16 protein-coding genes and 1 pseudogene are annotated in these 15,234 nt (G+C 46.6%); 16 read left to right on the top strand and 1 reads right to left on the bottom strand.

The window, feature by feature from the left end:
- Window positions 1-316 precede the first annotated feature (316 nt).
- From NDA06_RS17720 to NDA06_RS17655, 14 genes are all read left to right on the top strand, one after another.
- Complete coding sequence (locus NDA06_RS17720; protein ID WP_190425293.1) at window positions 317-574, top strand: hypothetical protein; 258 nt, start codon at window positions 317-319, stop codon at window positions 572-574.
- Between the two features lie 238 nt (window positions 575-812).
- Window positions 813-1,220: a DUF2267 domain-containing protein gene (locus tag NDA06_RS17715; RefSeq protein ID WP_190986705.1), complete on the top strand. Its 408-nt coding sequence runs from the start codon at window positions 813-815 to the stop codon at window positions 1,218-1,220.
- A gap of 95 nt (window positions 1,221-1,315) precedes the next feature.
- The gene (locus NDA06_RS17710) at window positions 1,316-2,416 is read left to right on the top strand and encodes a DJ-1/PfpI/YhbO family deglycase/protease (RefSeq protein WP_190413066.1); all 1,101 of its coding nucleotides are present in this window, start codon (window positions 1,316-1,318) and stop codon (window positions 2,414-2,416) included.
- 97 nt (window positions 2,417-2,513) lie between these two features.
- Window positions 2,514-3,389, top strand: coding sequence for an SDR family oxidoreductase (locus tag NDA06_RS17705; protein ID WP_190986708.1), 876 nt, complete (start codon window positions 2,514-2,516; stop codon window positions 3,387-3,389).
- 60 nt (window positions 3,390-3,449) lie between these two features.
- Entirely contained in the window at window positions 3,450-4,154 is a 705-nt protein-coding gene (locus tag NDA06_RS17700) for an SRPBCC family protein (RefSeq protein ID WP_190413068.1), read from the top strand.
- An 89-nt stretch (window positions 4,155-4,243) separates the two neighbouring features.
- On the top strand, window positions 4,244-4,648 hold the full coding sequence (locus NDA06_RS17695) for a hypothetical protein (RefSeq protein ID WP_190986706.1): 405 nt from the start codon (window positions 4,244-4,246) through the stop codon (window positions 4,646-4,648).
- A 130-nt stretch (window positions 4,649-4,778) separates the two neighbouring features.
- Complete coding sequence (locus tag NDA06_RS17690; RefSeq protein WP_190413070.1) at window positions 4,779-5,948, top strand: zinc-dependent alcohol dehydrogenase; 1,170 nt, start codon at window positions 4,779-4,781, stop codon at window positions 5,946-5,948.
- 65 nt (window positions 5,949-6,013) lie between these two features.
- On the top strand, window positions 6,014-6,454 hold the full coding sequence (locus tag NDA06_RS17685; protein ID WP_190413071.1) for a hypothetical protein: 441 nt from the start codon (window positions 6,014-6,016) through the stop codon (window positions 6,452-6,454).
- Window positions 6,455-6,701: 247 nt separating this feature from the next.
- Complete coding sequence (locus tag NDA06_RS17680; RefSeq protein ID WP_190413072.1) at window positions 6,702-7,871, top strand: zinc-dependent alcohol dehydrogenase; 1,170 nt, start codon at window positions 6,702-6,704, stop codon at window positions 7,869-7,871.
- Window positions 7,872-7,880: 9 nt separating this feature from the next.
- Window positions 7,881-8,063, top strand: coding sequence for a hypothetical protein (locus NDA06_RS17675; RefSeq protein ID WP_190413073.1), 183 nt, complete (start codon window positions 7,881-7,883; stop codon window positions 8,061-8,063).
- A 239-nt stretch (window positions 8,064-8,302) separates the two neighbouring features.
- Complete coding sequence (locus NDA06_RS17670; RefSeq protein WP_347277055.1) at window positions 8,303-9,460, top strand: L-dopachrome tautomerase-related protein; 1,158 nt, start codon at window positions 8,303-8,305, stop codon at window positions 9,458-9,460.
- 40 nt (window positions 9,461-9,500) lie between these two features.
- Window positions 9,501-9,842 (top strand): cupin domain-containing protein, encoded by a 342-nt coding sequence (locus NDA06_RS17665; RefSeq protein ID WP_190413074.1) that lies wholly within the window; start codon window positions 9,501-9,503, stop codon window positions 9,840-9,842.
- 342 nt (window positions 9,843-10,184) lie between these two features.
- Window positions 10,185-11,060 (top strand): manganese catalase family protein, encoded by an 876-nt coding sequence (locus NDA06_RS17660; protein WP_190413075.1) that lies wholly within the window; start codon window positions 10,185-10,187, stop codon window positions 11,058-11,060.
- Window positions 11,061-11,122: 62 nt separating this feature from the next.
- Window positions 11,123-11,266, top strand: coding sequence for a hypothetical protein (locus NDA06_RS17655; RefSeq protein WP_190536659.1), 144 nt, complete (start codon window positions 11,123-11,125; stop codon window positions 11,264-11,266).
- On the opposite strand, the gene NDA06_RS17650 is transcribed toward NDA06_RS17655, so the two are convergent.
- A complete protein-coding gene (locus tag NDA06_RS17650) occupies window positions 11,263-12,246 on the bottom strand; it encodes a hypothetical protein (RefSeq protein WP_190986707.1) in 984 nt (327 codons plus the stop codon). The two genes, NDA06_RS17655 and NDA06_RS17650, sit on opposite strands and share 4 nt — an antisense overlap.
- A 767-nt stretch (window positions 12,247-13,013) precedes the next feature.
- Between NDA06_RS17650 and NDA06_RS17645 the strand changes: the two genes are divergently transcribed.
- The gene (locus NDA06_RS17645) at window positions 13,014-14,822 is read left to right on the top strand and encodes an ATP-binding protein (protein WP_347277054.1); all 1,809 of its coding nucleotides are present in this window, start codon (window positions 13,014-13,016) and stop codon (window positions 14,820-14,822) included.
- Between the two features lie 338 nt (window positions 14,823-15,160).
- A pseudogene (locus tag NDA06_RS17640) lies at window positions 15,161-15,234 on the top strand (IS1 family transposase); the annotation flags it as partial.

The following is a 15,234-nucleotide window of genomic DNA, read 5'->3' as shown; positions in this document are numbered from 1 at the left end:
AAGACCCAACTGATAAAATTATCTAAATTCTCAAACTCAAATAAGAATCTCAAATAAGAATAAAGGGGTGCGCTCATTTAAGCAAATAACGACTCGCTATTCGCAATTTAAAATTGTCCGCACCCCGCAAAAATTACGGTGATTAAATTTCAGCATAGCGATTTACTGGTAAGTAAACCTATGACTTTGGAGCGAATTAAAAACAAATAGATATATCACCTAGGAGCGAAGCAGACCGTTAGAGGGAATACATAGGCTTAAAGTCAAGACTTAGACTCTAGCGCTGAGTTGTTAGGGAAAGCAAAAGGAGGGGAAAATGACGCATCACGGCAATCATGACGATGAGATCATCACGGGAACCGCAGACGAACACTACAACCTGATCAGCGTGCTATACCATGCCCTAGAGGGTGCCAGTACCTACGAAATTTATATTCAGGATGCTGAGGAAGCTGGAGATGATGAACTCGTAGAGTTCTTCCAGCAACTAGAAGAAGAAGAATCTCAACGCGCCGAACGGGCGAAAGAATTGCTTGCCAAGCGGATTGCTCCGCAGGGGGCAGTTGCTAGATAGCGATCGCAAAAGCTAGCTCAGACTTATTTCCCCCTTTAAATTCTTGAGAGAATTCGTGGTTGAAGCAGCCACGAATTCCCTAGTTTGCACGAGTAAAAAACGTGCAAATTAAAATATCGTGCAATTACGACGCGAACTTCATGGAGTAAGGAGCGTACTTTTTTTAGAAAGATTCAACGCTTTGGCAAGTCATTAAGAGAGCGAAGCGTGAAAGTTGGAAAGATTTAAGAGGTCAATAGTGAAATACGAGCAGTTCATTAAACAGGTTCAAAGCGTTGCCCAACTGAGCCACCGTCAGGAAGCAGAACGTGCCACTCGTGCCACGCTGGAAACACTGAAAGAACGCATCGTTGGAGACGAGGCAAAAGACCTAGCTTCACAACTGCCAGCAGAACTACAAGAGTGTCTGCGTGGGCGAGAGGGCGAAAACGGTCAATTTTTCTCGCTGCAAGAGTTTTACCAGCGCGTCAGCGAAAAAGAGGGGACCGATCCTAGCGATGCTGCAACTCATGTTCGAGCGGTGTTCGCAGTGCTGCAAAAAGCCGTAACGCCTGGTGAGTTTGCAGATGTCCGCGCTAATTTTTCAGACGATGACGCAGAGCTATTGTTTGCTGGAACCTCATTGAGTGAAGTTCCCAGTTCGTAAGAATTTTAAAGGTAAAACTCCAAAGGAGTTTTACTTTTTCTCGCGATCGCTCAAAATTTTTTTTCTTGCAAAATTTTCATAAAAAAGGAGATTCCATGACACAGCAAAATAATAACGGCAGCAAGAAGCGAGTTGCCATCCTAATCGAAAATGGGGTTGAAGATTCTGAATTTCAAGTCCCTTATAAAGCCTTGCAAATGGCAGGAATGGAGGTCGTTGTCCTCGGTTCTCGGATGAACGAGAATTATGTCGGTAAACAAGGCAAATTGTCCCAGAAACCGGATGGCACCACGACGGAAGCCGTGGCTCTCGATTTCGATGCAGTCATTATCCCCGGCGGCATCGCTCCGGATATGATGCGGACGAACCCCAACACCGTCAATTTTGTAAAAGACGCATTCGAGCATGGGAAATTGGTGGCTGCCGTTTGCCACGGACCACAAGTTCTGATTGAAGCTGATTTGCTCAGAGGTAAGCAAGCGACGGGCTTCTTCTCTATCCGCACAGACATTATCAATGCCGGTGCCCATTATGTGGATGAGCCGGTCGTGGTTGACGGCAACCTGATCACCTCGCGTCAACCGGGTGATTTGGCAATTTTTACCACTGCAATTCTCAGCCGTCTCGGTTACGGTGGCAAAGAAGCTGCATTACCCCATGAAAGCGATATCACCGCTGAATGGTGGAAACTGGCTGATTCTTGGGGCGGTTCCACCAAGGGCGATATTGCCAAAGGTTTGAATACGGCGCTGGCTGGCGAACGTTATTCGCAAGAAGCGTTTGGGCAGTATGCCGAGAAAAGCACAGATGCAGAATTGACCTCGATGCTGCAAGACATGATCAAAAATAAGCAGCATCACATTCAAATGCTGGAAGAACGGCTGAATGCTCTGGGAGAAAGCCCCTCGATTCCGGCACAAGCTGCTGATAAATATGCCAAGTTCAAAGCTTCTCTGCAAGGCAGTGACGACACCGATCTTTTGCGTCGCAGCATGGGCGACTTGCAAACCGGCGTTGTCGATATTAACAACTTGCGGATGAAATTTACCGATCCGATTACTACCGCCATTCTCACCGAGATTGAAGTGGATTTGTCGAAGTACGAACAGTGTTTGGCGGCACTCTATAAATCTCGGATGGCAGGTCAGGAAGTGAAGCCTGCGAAGCCGACGACTGGTGTTTCCGTCAAGATGTAAGTTTTGAGTGCCAAGTAAGGTGGGCATTGCTCACCTTATTTAATTGCTAATCGCTTCAACACTCAAAACGTTTCTTCAGGAGATGTCCGGAATGAGCATGAGTAGAAAACTGGAAGGCAAAGTTGCCATTATCACGGGTGCAGGGACTGGAATCGGCGAAGCGATCGCGCACAAATTCGCCAAAGAAGGTGCCAAAGTCGTTGTCAATGGACTCCCTAGCGATCCGCTGGATGAAGTCGCACAAGCAATTCAGCACTATGGTGCAGAAGCGATCGCTTACGCGGGGGATATCTCGGAAGAATCCCACGCCAAAGCTTGTGTTCAAGCCGCTATTGACTATTACGGGCGTCTGGACATTTTGGTGAATAATGCGGGTGTCTTTTTAGTAACGGCGGAGACTCAAGACTACCCCATTGATGTTTTTGACCAGACGATCCGGATGAACATCCGTTCCGCCTTCCTGATGACCAAGTACGCTCTACCGCACCTCCAAAAAACACGCGGAAACATTGTCTCTGCCGGGTCTGAGGCTGGCTTTAACGGACTGGCGCGAAATACTCCCTACGGGGGTACTAAAGGCTGGATGCATTCCTTTATGAAAGGAGTGGCGGTTGAGCAAGCGCAATATGGTGTTCGCGCGAACTGTGTCTGTCCCGGTGCCATTGATACCGCTTGGACGCACAAAGAAACCGGGCCGATGGATGCTCAGATGGAGAAAATGCTGATTAATGCAACTCCAATGGCTCGACGCGGCACGCCAGAGGAAATGGCAAACGTCTATGCCTTTATTGCCTCGGATGAAGCGAGTTACGTCACGGGGGCATTGTGGCTGGCAGATGGTGGCATCACAGTGGCGAAAGGAGCCATCGGCGAGCAGACGCCAGAATCGTTGCGTGCTGAACCGCAAGGAGAACTGCGTCTAGCTCATGCCAGAGAAGGGCTAGAACACAAACAAGTCCAAACGATTAGTTAAGCGCCTAAGAAATTAATATTACTCAGCAAATCATCAATTACCGTTTGAGGAAAACAGAACATGACATCCAAAGATATCGTCCCCAGCGGTCAGAATGAACCCAGCAATGTCGGCGATAAGGAGCGTTGGGGATCGTTACTAGGGGGCGGCGCACTTGTACTGATGGGTTTAAAGCAACGATCTCTTCGGGGAGCGTTAATGGCGATCGCGGGTGGTGGTCTAATTTATCACAGTGCGACCGCAGAAAAAGGTATCCAAGACACCATACAGGAAAAAGCAGGGATGAACCAAAGCATCAAAGTTGAAAAGACCGTCACGATCAATAAACCAGCAGATGAACTTTATCGCTTTTGGCATAATTTTGAAAACTTGCCTAATTTCATGAAGCATCTGAAATCAGTAACGGTCGTCAACGAGCGGCGATCGCACTGGGTTGCCAATGCGCCAATGGGTGCAAGTGTGGAATGGGATGCAGATATTATCAACGAGAAAGAAAACGAGTTAATCGCTTGGGCTTCAACGGAAGGAGCAGACGTTGAGAATGCAGGGTTTGTGCGCTTTTCACCTGCGCCTGCGAATCGGGGTACGGAAGTAAAAGTCGTCATTGAATATAACCCGCCGGGTGGTGCTGTCGGTGCTGCGATCGCTAAACTTTTTGGCGAAGAACCAGAACAACAAGTTGGCGATGATTTACGCCGTTTCAAAATGATTATGGAAGCGGGTGAAATTGCGACAACAGAAGGTCAACCTTCTGGAAGAAGTTAAGAATTTTATTTCGTGGGATTCTTAGTTAAGAAGAGAGAAAACTGAAGAATAGGTTTTCCTCAAACCAAAAATGAACAACGGAGGTTGAAATGAATCAAGGAATTAATCGTTTGCAAAAAATTTGTTTGCGTTTGGCTAGTGTCGTTCTAGCAGCGATCGCATTTTTAGTAATTCCGACTTTTAGCTACAGCACATCGTTCCAAGCACAAGCTCAAACCCTGGTTGCTGACAACTTAGATTTTAATAAAACCAGCAACGCTCAGATCAAAAAAGCGATTGACATGGCTGAAGACCATGTTGGGGACAGAGATGGAATCGGCAATACTGGCTTGAAGAACCTCAAAAAGCTGGGAGAAAATATTCCCGAAACTGCCGATGTGATTGTCCGCCAAAGATTTGATAACGATCAACCTGGTGACGTGGGCGACCCAAGTATTGTTCAAGACAAAAATGAGCAGGGAGTCGCCAAGACTAAGAATCGGGCACCTAGATAATTCGGCTTTTCGCTCAATTCGGGTTGAGAAGTTAAGCGACTGACTGCATTACCTGAGACAGGGATGTGAGAAACCCCGTCCTGCGGATACACAAGGGCGGGGTAATTAATAATAAGGATAAACAACATCAATGAAAGCAGTATGTTGGTACGGTGCCACCGATGTGCGGGTTGAAACCGTACCCGATCCCAAAATTCTCAATCCGCGCGACGCCATTCTCAAAATTACTTCGACGGCAATTTGTGGCTCCGATTTGCACATTTATGACGGCTACATTCCGACGATGCAACCGGGTGACATTATCGGTCACGAATTCATGGGAGAAATCGTCGAAGTTGGTAGCAAAGTAACCAATTTAAAACCAGGCGATCGCGTTGTCGTTCCTTCCACTATCGGATGCGGTCACTGTCACTATTGCAACCATGATATGTGGTCGCTGTGCGACAACTCCAACCCGAACGCTTGGATGGAAGAAAAGCTCTTCGGTAACGTCACTTCGGCAATTTACGGTTACTCTCACTTATTCGGCGGCTATGCAGGCGCGCAAGCCGAATATATCCGCGTTCCCTTCGCGGATGTGGGTGTCGTCAAGGTTCCCGCAGAAATTCCCGACGAGAAATTATTGTTTATCTCCGATGCCATTCCCACCGGATTTATGGGCGCGGAGTTATGCGATATTCAGCCAGGAGATACTGTCGCTGTCTGGGGTTGCGGCGCTGTCGGACAATTCGCCATGATTAGCGCCTATATGCTGGGTGCCGAAAGAGTAATCGGCATCGACCGTTTTCCCGAACGTCTCCAAATGGCGAGGGAACACGCAAAAGCGGAAACGATTAACTACGAAGAAGTTGATGCTGGCGAAGCGCTGAAAGAGATGACTGGCGGACGGGGTCCCGACTGCTGCATTGACGCGGTGGGATTAGAAGCGCACGGCATGGGGGTTGAAGGAGTTTACGACAAAGCGAAGCAAGCAGTCCGGCTGGAAACAGACCGTCCCCACGTCCTGCGGCAAATGATGGTCGCTTGTCGTAAAGGCGGCACGCTCTCAATCATGGGTGTTTACGGTGGCTTTGTGGATAAACTGCCCTTTGGTGCTGCTTTCAACAAAGGCTTGACCTTCAGGATGGGGCAAATGCACGGGCAAAAGTATATGCAGATGTTGCTGGATAAAGTTTTGAAGGGAGAACTCGATCCATCCTTCGTCGTCACCCATCAGTTACCCCTAGAAGAAGCCAAGAATGGCTACGAAATGTTTAAGCACAAAGAAGATAAGTGTATCAAGGTTGTGCTGAAACCTTGAAGTCAGTAATTGGGAATAAAAATTAACCGATTACGAATCATCAAATAATAAACTGGAGTGTTTTCATGAATCAAGTAATTTCTTTTCTACAAAGTATTCGTTTGCGCCAGATTGCTACTGCGTTTCTGGTAAGTGCTGCATTTTTGGTGATGCAAGCTTTCGGTTACGGGACTCCTCTACAAGCCCTTGCGAATAACACGACATTGACACCAGAAACCAACGCTTACCAAGTGCCAGGGTCTAATGGTTCAATCAATGCTAGGACTGAAACGCTAAAAGACCAGACTGAAGATACAGGCAGTAGTTTGTTGGATAAAATTGGAGATGCTGCTGAAAATGTCAAGGAAAAACTGAATCTTGACGAGCCGACGCCTCCAAGTACCAAAAAGTTTTTTAATCAGATTCAAGATAAAGCTGACGATGTAGTTGGTAAGACAGTTCAAGGGACGCAGGAAGGTTTCAACGACGCGGCGAATAACCTGAGCAGCCCATCTTACTCAAAATAATCTGTAATCCAGCGTGCAAATTGTCCCCCCTTAACGAGGGGGGATAGTGGAACAACGGATAATATTTGCTTGACATTTCGCTCCTCCTAACCTCCTTAACCAGGAGAACTCGCAAAGAGAAAGATTTACCTAGGGTGTATGTGTAGTTATTAGTCATTAGTAAATTGTTTTTAGTAATTGATAATGACTAATAATGAATCGGAAATAACCCATAAATAATGACGAATGACTTAAGGAGAAAAATTTAATGAAAGCTGTTTGTTGGCATGGAAACAACGATGTGCGGGTAGATAATGTACCCGATCCAAAAATTCTTAACCCGCGCGATGCCATCGTCAAAATTACGTCAACAGCGATTTGCGGCTCCGATTTGCATATTTACGATGGTTTCATCCCGACAATGCAAGCGGGCGATATCCTCGGTCATGAATTTATGGGGGAAGTGGTTGAACTTGGCAGCGCCGTCAAGAATGTGAAAATAGGCGATCGCGTCGTTGTCCCTTTCACTATCGCCTGCGGTAACTGCCTATTCTGCAACCGCGATTTGTGGTCGCTGTGCGATAACTCCAACCCGAACGGCTGGATGGCTGAACAGATGTACGGTCATTCGCCATCAGGACTTTTCGGCTACTCCCACTTGTTCGGCGGCTATGCTGGAGGTCAAGCGGAGTATGCGCGGGTGCCTTTTGCCGATGTCGGTTTGTTCAAAATTCCCGATGGATTGACAGACGATCAGGTACTGTTCCTAACGGATATTTTCCCGACCGGCTACATGGCAGCGGAAAATTGCAACATTAAACCGGGTGATATTGTAGCTGTCTGGGGCTGCGGGCCAGTCGGACAGTTCGCAATCAAAAGTGCCTTCATGCTAGGTGCCCATCGCGTTATCGCTATCGACCGCATTCCCGAACGCTTACAAATGGCTAAAGAACAATGCGGGGCAGAAATTCTCAACTATGAAGAACTCGATGTCGGTGAAGCACTCAAAGAGATGACTGGCGGACGCGGGCCAGATTCTTGTCTGGATGCCGTCGGCATGGAAGCACACGGTACCGGGCCGGATGCTTTCTACGATAAAGTCAAGCAAGCCGTGCGAATGGAAACCGATCGCCCCACCGCCCTGAGGCAAGTCATTGTCGCTTGTAGCAAGGGTGGTCATGTATCGCTAGCGGGTGTTTACGGTGGATTCCTCGACAAGATTCCAATGGGCGCTGCTTTCAACAAAGGCTTGACGTTCAAGATGGGACAAACACACGTCCATAGATACTTGAAACCGTTGTTGGAACATATCCAAAATGGCGATATCGATCCCTCTTTCGTCATCACACACCGCTTGCCTTTAGAAGAGGCGAAACACGGTTACGAAATTTTCAAAAATAAAAAAGACAACTGCATCAAAGTTGTACTAAAACCATAAGGTCAAACTATGGAACTTGACCGCTCTGATCGGGGTGAAAACACCGTCAAGATTAATAATTTGCTTGCAGAAGTTTATCACTTGGTTGAAAAACTTGAACAAGAGGCAGAAGAAAATCGCCAGCGTTTCCAACAAGAGTTAGAAGCTGGCGAGATTCTTACTGCTGAAAGTCAATCTTTTGGACAGAAATAGGTGTTTTGTTAGTTCTGTGGTCGAGATGTCAATGGGTTGCGTCTCGTCAGTGAATTGAAACTATGAATGCCATCTAATATAAGAGGGGGTATCAGCAGTCTGCTAGGACGTCACGGCTGGACGTTGGCGTTGCAGGAGTGTTGACGAAGCATTCAGTCAGTAGTGCTGACACCGTGAAGTATCTGGAGAGAGACGTGGGAAAACTGGGTTGGCGATCGCTTCCAATTCTTTTAAGCCTTGTGGTGACAATTCCCTTTGCATCATCCGGTCGGGCGCTATCCGCACAAGAACCCACACAGAAACTTGTTGAGAAACCTGCTGAGAAAACGATTGGCAACATTGAATCAGTTGCCTCCTTTAATGGGCCGATGCTTACTGGCGTCACCGTGTCTCAGGACGGTCGAATTTTTGTGAACTTCCCTCGCTGGGGAGACAATGTAGAATTTACCGTTGCTGAGTTAAAAAACGGGACGGCGGTGGCTTATCCCAATGCCGAAATTAACCGCCCAAATCCCAGCAACCAAGCTGAATCGTTGATTTCGGTTCAAAGTGTCGTCGTCGATCCGCAAAACCGCCTGTGGATTTTAGATACTGGGAGTCCGCAATTTGCCCCCACTTCCTACGGGGGACCAAAATTAATTGGGATTGACCTAAAGCAAAATCGGATTATCAAAACAATTCTATTTCCCCAGAATGTAGCGCTGCCAACGACTTACTTAAACGATGTCAGATTTGACTTGCGGCGCGGCAAAGCTGGAATGGCATTCATCACTGATTCTTCTAGTTCTGGGCCAAATGCAATTATTGTTGTAGACCTGGCTTCTGGCAAAAGCTGGCGACGGCTGAACAATCACCCCTCCACCAAAGCCGAACCAAATTTTTTGCCCAGCGTCGAAGGACAACCGTTGATGATGCGATCGCCTAATCAACCACCCAGCTATATCAAAGTAGGTGCAGACGGGATTGCGATTAGTGCTGATGGCGATCGCTTATTTTACTGCCCTCTGGCGGGTCGCCGTTTATACAGTGTCAGCGTTGATGCTTTAGCAAACGAGCAATTAACAGAGTCGCAAGTAGCAGCAACCGTGGTGGATCTCGGCGATAAAAGTGGTGCTTCAGATGGACTGGAATCAGATGCTGAAAACCGCGTTTACCTGACGAACTACGAACACAATTCCATTCTTCGCCGCCTACCGGATGGAATGTATGAAACGCTCGTTCACGATCCTCGCGTTTTGTGGCCCGATACGCTTTCTGTGGCATCAGACGGCTATCTCTATTTCACTGCCAATCAACTGCATCGCCAACCAAATTTTCATTGCGGCAGAGATTTAAGAGAAAAGCCCTACAGTCTATTCCGAGTCCGCATTGATGGGAATCCGATCTTGCTCCGCTAAGAGCATTTAAACAACATATCTGAACAAGGAAGCAGCACATATGACAGATACAACTGTGATGAAAGTAGATTCTACCAATTCCCCCAAAGGGGAAATGGGTCAAAAGTATCTCGCATCAGGCAAAACCATCTCGATGCGCCTTTGGGAAAACGAGCAACCCAACGAACCAAAGGAACCAACTGCGCGAGAATATGAGACGGTTGGTTATGTCATCAACGGTCGCGCTGAATTGCACCTGGAAGGTCAAAGTATTTTGTTAGAACCCGGTAATTCTTGGACTGTACCAAAAGGTGCATCCCACACCTATAAAATTCTGGAGCCTTTCACGGCAGTTGAGGCAACTTCTCCACCCGCCCAAGTTCACGGGCGCGACGAAGCTTAATCCGACATGAATTAAGCAAAAATACTTAAATACTGCTAATAAAAAAACCGTCTTTTTGATGAAGACGGTTTTTTTATTAACACAAACTTTTAAGAATGAACTTGATACAAAATAATTGGTAATTCGTCATTAAATAGGCACATAAATCAAGAATAAATTTACCAAAATAAACTTAAAACTGTCCTTCTCCAGGAAGAGGCAAGACCTTGATTTAAATAGTTTCCTATAGGAGTAGAGAGCATAAGTTTTGCAATTGAAATTTCGATATTTAGCAATTTGCTAAATATCAATTTGCACCATTTTTCTGTTGTTCTGATAGTAAAAAGAATTCGGAGTTTTTGAATGTTTTACCATAAAAAGCAACTTCAGTATTTCACTCCGCCACAAAACCCCGATCCGGTCTACGCCATGAAGATTCAGGAACTCATCGGCGGTACCTTTGGCGAGATGACTGTGATGATGCAGTACCTATTTCAGGGATGGAACTGTCGAGGGCCTGCTAAGTACCGCGATATGCTACTGGACATTGGTACCGAAGAAATCGGTCACGTTGAGATGCTTGCCACGATGATCGCCCATCTGCTGGACAAAGCGCCTCTAAAAGTCCAAGAGGAAGGTGCCGCAGATCGGCTAGTCGGCGCGGTTATGGGCGGTTCTAACGTGCGGAATGAGATTATGGCAGCAGCGATGAACCCGCAGCACGCCATTGTCTCCGGCTTGGGTGCGACGCCCTCTGACAGCGTTGGCTACCCCTGGAACGGTCGCTTTATCGTCGCCAGCGGTAATTTGTTAGCAGATTTCCGCTCTAATCTCCACGCCGAGTCGCAAGGTCGCTTGCAGGCGGTGCGAATGTATGAAATGTCAGACGACCCAGGAGTGAAAGATACCTTGAGTTTCATGATCGCCCGCGACACCATGCACCAAAACCAGTGGTTGGCAGCGATTGAGGATATCGTAGACTCCGGACTGGACGACACTCCGGTTCCGAGTTCCTTCCCGCTGGAATTGGAGAAGCGGGAGTATGCCTATCAGTTCTGGAATCACTCTGACGGTACTGAAAGTGCTGAAGGACGTTGGGCGAAAGGCAAATCAATGGACGGCAAAGGCGAGTTTGAGTATGTAGAGAATCCGCAACCGTTAGGGCCAGAACCGACACCTCCGCCTGCTGAACCAAAGTTGCACGGTACCCCAGGTTTTGAAAAGGCACGACACACCTAATAAATAACTGCTGAGAATTAGTTCGCCTGCGTGTTGGCTAATTCTCAAGCAAAACCTAATCGATGCCATTGCAGCAAGGTATCAACACACCTGTATTTTTGCAGGTGTGTAACGCGATCGCTCTCTACGCCACCCTACTTGATGGAGAGCGATCGCTTCCTACTTTTTTTCGCTCAAGCGATCGCTCTCTACGCCACCATATCTAAAAGCTGTACGCAGTGTTTGACAGGCTTACCTTCTGCTCTGGCAAAGTCGTCCGGGATTTCACTCTTTCACTGTCCTGGTGCCGGATTATCTTTTCCAGTTTCAGGTCGCCATATTTAGCATAGAGCTGTTTGATCTCTTCATTCATCTGGTCGCACTCGGTTTGGAGCCGCTGATTTTGATGGCGTAGCTGTTGAATTGCTTCCTTATGTTCTTGACAAGCTATTAGGTAAGTTTGGCGAGAGTTCGCCAGTTCATCCTGTAGCCGTTGATTTTCCTGTTTTAGCTGCTCTAATTCCTTGGATTCAACCAAGATTTTCAAATGAACTTCTTTGGGAGCGCTTTGTTGAGTGCAAATACTTTGATTCTTCTCAAGCTCTAGCCGAGAATTTGCCAGTTCATCTTGTAACCGCTGATTTCCCTGTCTCAGCTGCTCCAATTCTGTTAAATGAACCTCTTTGGCAGCACTTTGTTGAGTGCAAATACTTTGATTCTTCTCAAGCTCTAGGCGAGAGTTTGTTAGTTCGTCCTGTAACCGCTGAATTTCCTGTTTCAGATGGTGTACTTCCTGAGATTCACCAGGCAAATTTAAATGGACTTCTTGTATATAACTTTGCTGGCTGGAAGGACTATCATTTTTCGCAGTTTGTAGCAATTGCAACCCAATTTCTCTGAGTCGCACCAACGTTAAATCTTTGCTAAGCCCGATGTAACAGTGATATAGTTCGCCATTTACTTTCTTGTAGGCGTACCAAAAATCTCCATCGGTTTTAGTTTCTTTGCTAGCGATGAAATCAGATGTACGTTGATCGACTGGCTCAAATTTAAATGACTTAGAACTTGGTAAATTTAGCCATTGGAACCATTGCTCAGAATCAAGATGAATGTCTTCGAGTCGTTCACCCCGTCGTGGATCTTCTACCCAAAATTCTAATGTTGCCCTCTCGGTGAATGACCAAACCTTTGGTGTTTTAGCCGCCATGATTAAGTTACACAGATAAATTATTCGCAAAAGTAACAAGTTTCAGCATTTTCCCTGGTATCCCATGTAACTTTTCTTCTATTAGAGGTTAAAATTTTACGGTATCGCTGTTCCGATAAACGTATTGTTACTGAACCTCTTCAATGCACCCTACTTGTTTTCTAAGTAAATATACAAGGAATTTTCACTGACGAAGATTTTTTAATATTAAGTTTATACAATCTTTAAAATAGTCAGGAGTATTCTTGACACAATCTTCATAATTAGGAGCAGGCTGTAAGTTACTAACGGCAAGCTGCTGGATCTAGACTTGCTAGTATGCAAGCCCAAAAAAGAATCCCTCTTTTGGAGAAGAGAGGTGAAACGGCTGACTAACAAATTCCCTATGGGTTGGGTTGAGGTGCGTGTAACCCAAATGCAGCAAACGTTTGCTTTGTTTTTTCTCTCACACAGAGCCAACCTACGGCTGCTAGGTTGTCCCATAAGCGCTTGATACGAGTACAAGCGTGGATGAAAGCGGGATTTTCTAAAAGAATTCCGTGGAATTCTTATTCGGAAAAGTTGCACATCGCGTTAGTTTAATTAAAAAAATGTAGCTGAATCTCTAGATTGGATGTTTTGGCATTTTCTGCTGGATTAAAAATTACCAAATATCAGCGTTTTTTGCCTCGAAGGGGACTCTCTATCCCTAAAAATTAATTCAACTACTTAAATAATTTAAATTTCAGCCTAAAGATAGGTGAAGAAAAACCTTATGAGCTGCAACTGTGAAAAGAGTTCTGAAAAATCGACCACAACTCGATCCCAGCTCCTTCTCTAGAGTGAGACTCGATGGTAATGCTCCCCCCATGAAAGAGGAAGATAAAACTAAAAGTGAACTCATCGCTGAATTAGTAGCACTCCGCCAACGAGTTGCGGAGTTAGAGAAACGAGAAAATCAATATCAGCACTCAGAGAAGGCTTTGCGGTTAAACGAAGAGCGCTTCCTGATGTTGCTGGAAAACATGAAAGACTATGCAATTTTTTTCCTCGATCCCGACGGACGTGTTATTAAGTGGGGAGCAGGGGCAGAAAGCATTTTAGGCTATCAGGAAGCAGAGATTTTGGGCAAATCTGGCTCCATAATTTTTACACCTGAAGATCGCGATCGCGGCGATGACAGGAAAGAACGGGTAAAGGCATTAACGGAAGGTCGGGCTGAGAACGAACGCTGGCACGTCCGGAAGGATGGCAGCCGTTTCTGGGGCAGTGGCATTGTCACGTCTTTACGCGATGAGAGCGGACAGGTGCAAGGGTTGGCTAAAATCATGCGCGACTTCACGGATCGCAAGCAAGCTGAAGAGGAACGTACTCGGTTACTTGCCCGCGCACAGGAGGCACGCACTCAGGCTGAATCAGCCAACCGGATGAAAGACGAGTTCCTGGCGACTCTTTCTCACGAACTGCGATCGCCCCTCAATGCGATGCTGGGGTGGACGAGTCTTCTCCGTACCCGAAAATTTGACGCGGCGACGACCGCTCGTGCTATCGAAACGATTGAGCGAAATGCCAAAGCGCAAGCACGTTTGATTGAGGATCTGCTGGATGTTTCGCGGATTATTCGAGGTCAACTCCGTCTCACAGTTCGCTCAATGGAACTGATTCCAGTCATTGAGTCAGCCATCAATACGGTACGTCCAGCAGCAGATGTAAAGAACATTCAAGTTCATCTGTTGGTGGATACTTTTGTGGGTTTAATTTCAGGAGATCCAGACCGCTTGCAGCAAATAATCTGGAATCTGCTCACCAACGCGATTAAGTTCACGCCCGAAGGCGGACAAGTTCAAGTTTACCTTCAAGGCGATCGCTCCCACGCCGAGATTTCAGTTAGGGATACGGGTGAGGGTATCAGCGCAGAGTTTCTGCCTTACGTCTTCGACCGCTTTCGCCAAGCTGATAACTCTATTACTAGGTCTTATACAGGATTAGGGCTGGGATTGGCAATTGTCCGCCACTTGGTGGAACTACACGGAGGAACCGTGCGTGCTGAGAGTCTTGGTACGGGGCAAGGGTCAACATTTATCGTGAAGTTGCCGCTTCTCAACAGTGCTGGGGTGAAAAAGAGGACTGAGGAAGAGGAATCTTTATGCAGTTCTCAATCTTCAGCACTCAATCCTCAAGAAAGTCCTCCCACCCTTTGGGAAAGCCCTCTTGATGGCTTGCAGATCCTTGTTGTTGATGATGAAGCTGATGCCCGTGAGTTGCTGAAGAGCATCCTAGAACAGTATGGAGCAGAAGCGATCGCTGCCGCCTCAGCCGAGGAAGCGATCGCAACTATCCAACAGTCAAAGCCAGATTTACTCATCAGTGACATTGGAATGCCAAATGAGGACGGCTACAGTCTAATTCGCCGGGTGAGGGCGCTAGAGGCGGAAAAAGGACAAATTCCATCTGTGGCGTTGACGGCTTATGTCAGAGTAGACGACCAAAAAGCAGCCCTTTCGGCAGGTTTTCAATCTCATGTCGCTAAACCAATTGATCCCACTGAGTTAATTGCGGTCGTCGCGTCCCTTGTCGGACGGACTGGAAATGTCTAATTTCATCGCTAGCAACAAAATTTTTAAATACCCAAAACCCCAAAACCGAGCGTAAGCGTATGGTATGGGATAGGAGCAAAGACGGTATACCATCACGGATGCGACTTCGGATATAAGCAAGGAGAGGGACGTAAATTTATCCTAAATTTTGCTTTCTTTAAAATGGTTCAGCCATTAGGAGAAACTTTTATAGCAACCGCCAAGATAGTTAGGACGTAGAGTAGAGATCACCTGTTGTCCTGAAGTTATTCAAGCTGCTCATGGCAAACCCCTATAGTTATGACCTGCGTCAGAAGGTGGGCATTGCATAATAGAGGGATGAATTAGGGTTGGTTTTGATGCAATGCCCAGACTGTCAATCTACTCATATCCGTAAAAACGGCAAGAGAAGGGGTAAGCAAAATTACATTTG

The sequence above is a fragment of the Trichocoleus sp. ST-U1 genome, from assembly GCF_039961835.1.
Classification (GTDB): domain Bacteria; phylum Cyanobacteriota; class Cyanobacteriia; order Cyanobacteriales; family FACHB-T130; genus FACHB-T130.
Note: the sequence above shows the minus strand (reverse complement) of the source record. Positions and strands in the feature narration are given on the sequence as shown.

Coding starts and splice junctions, on each gene's coding strand:
- NDA06_RS17710 (WP_190413066.1), top strand. CDS start 1,316: ATGACACAGCAAAATAATAACGGCAGCAAGAAGCGAGTTGCCATCCTA.
- NDA06_RS17720 (WP_190425293.1), top strand. CDS start 317: ATGACGCATCACGGCAATCATGACGATGAGATCATCACGGGAACCGCA.
- NDA06_RS17655 (WP_190536659.1), top strand. CDS start 11,123: ATGCCATTGCAGCAAGGTATCAACACACCTGTATTTTTGCAGGTGTGT.
- NDA06_RS17685 (WP_190413071.1), top strand. CDS start 6,014: ATGAATCAAGTAATTTCTTTTCTACAAAGTATTCGTTTGCGCCAGATT.
- NDA06_RS17700 (WP_190413068.1), top strand. CDS start 3,450: ATGACATCCAAAGATATCGTCCCCAGCGGTCAGAATGAACCCAGCAAT.
- NDA06_RS17675 (WP_190413073.1), top strand. CDS start 7,881: ATGGAACTTGACCGCTCTGATCGGGGTGAAAACACCGTCAAGATTAAT.
- NDA06_RS17705 (WP_190986708.1), top strand. CDS start 2,514: ATGAGTAGAAAACTGGAAGGCAAAGTTGCCATTATCACGGGTGCAGGG.
- NDA06_RS17665 (WP_190413074.1), top strand. CDS start 9,501: ATGACAGATACAACTGTGATGAAAGTAGATTCTACCAATTCCCCCAAA.
- NDA06_RS17650 (WP_190986707.1), bottom strand. CDS start 12,246: ATGGCGGCTAAAACACCAAAGGTTTGGTCATTCACCGAGAGGGCAACA.
- NDA06_RS17660 (WP_190413075.1), top strand. CDS start 10,185: ATGTTTTACCATAAAAAGCAACTTCAGTATTTCACTCCGCCACAAAAC.
- NDA06_RS17695 (WP_190986706.1), top strand. CDS start 4,244: ATGAATCAAGGAATTAATCGTTTGCAAAAAATTTGTTTGCGTTTGGCT.
- NDA06_RS17690 (WP_190413070.1), top strand. CDS start 4,779: ATGAAAGCAGTATGTTGGTACGGTGCCACCGATGTGCGGGTTGAAACC.
- NDA06_RS17680 (WP_190413072.1), top strand. CDS start 6,702: ATGAAAGCTGTTTGTTGGCATGGAAACAACGATGTGCGGGTAGATAAT.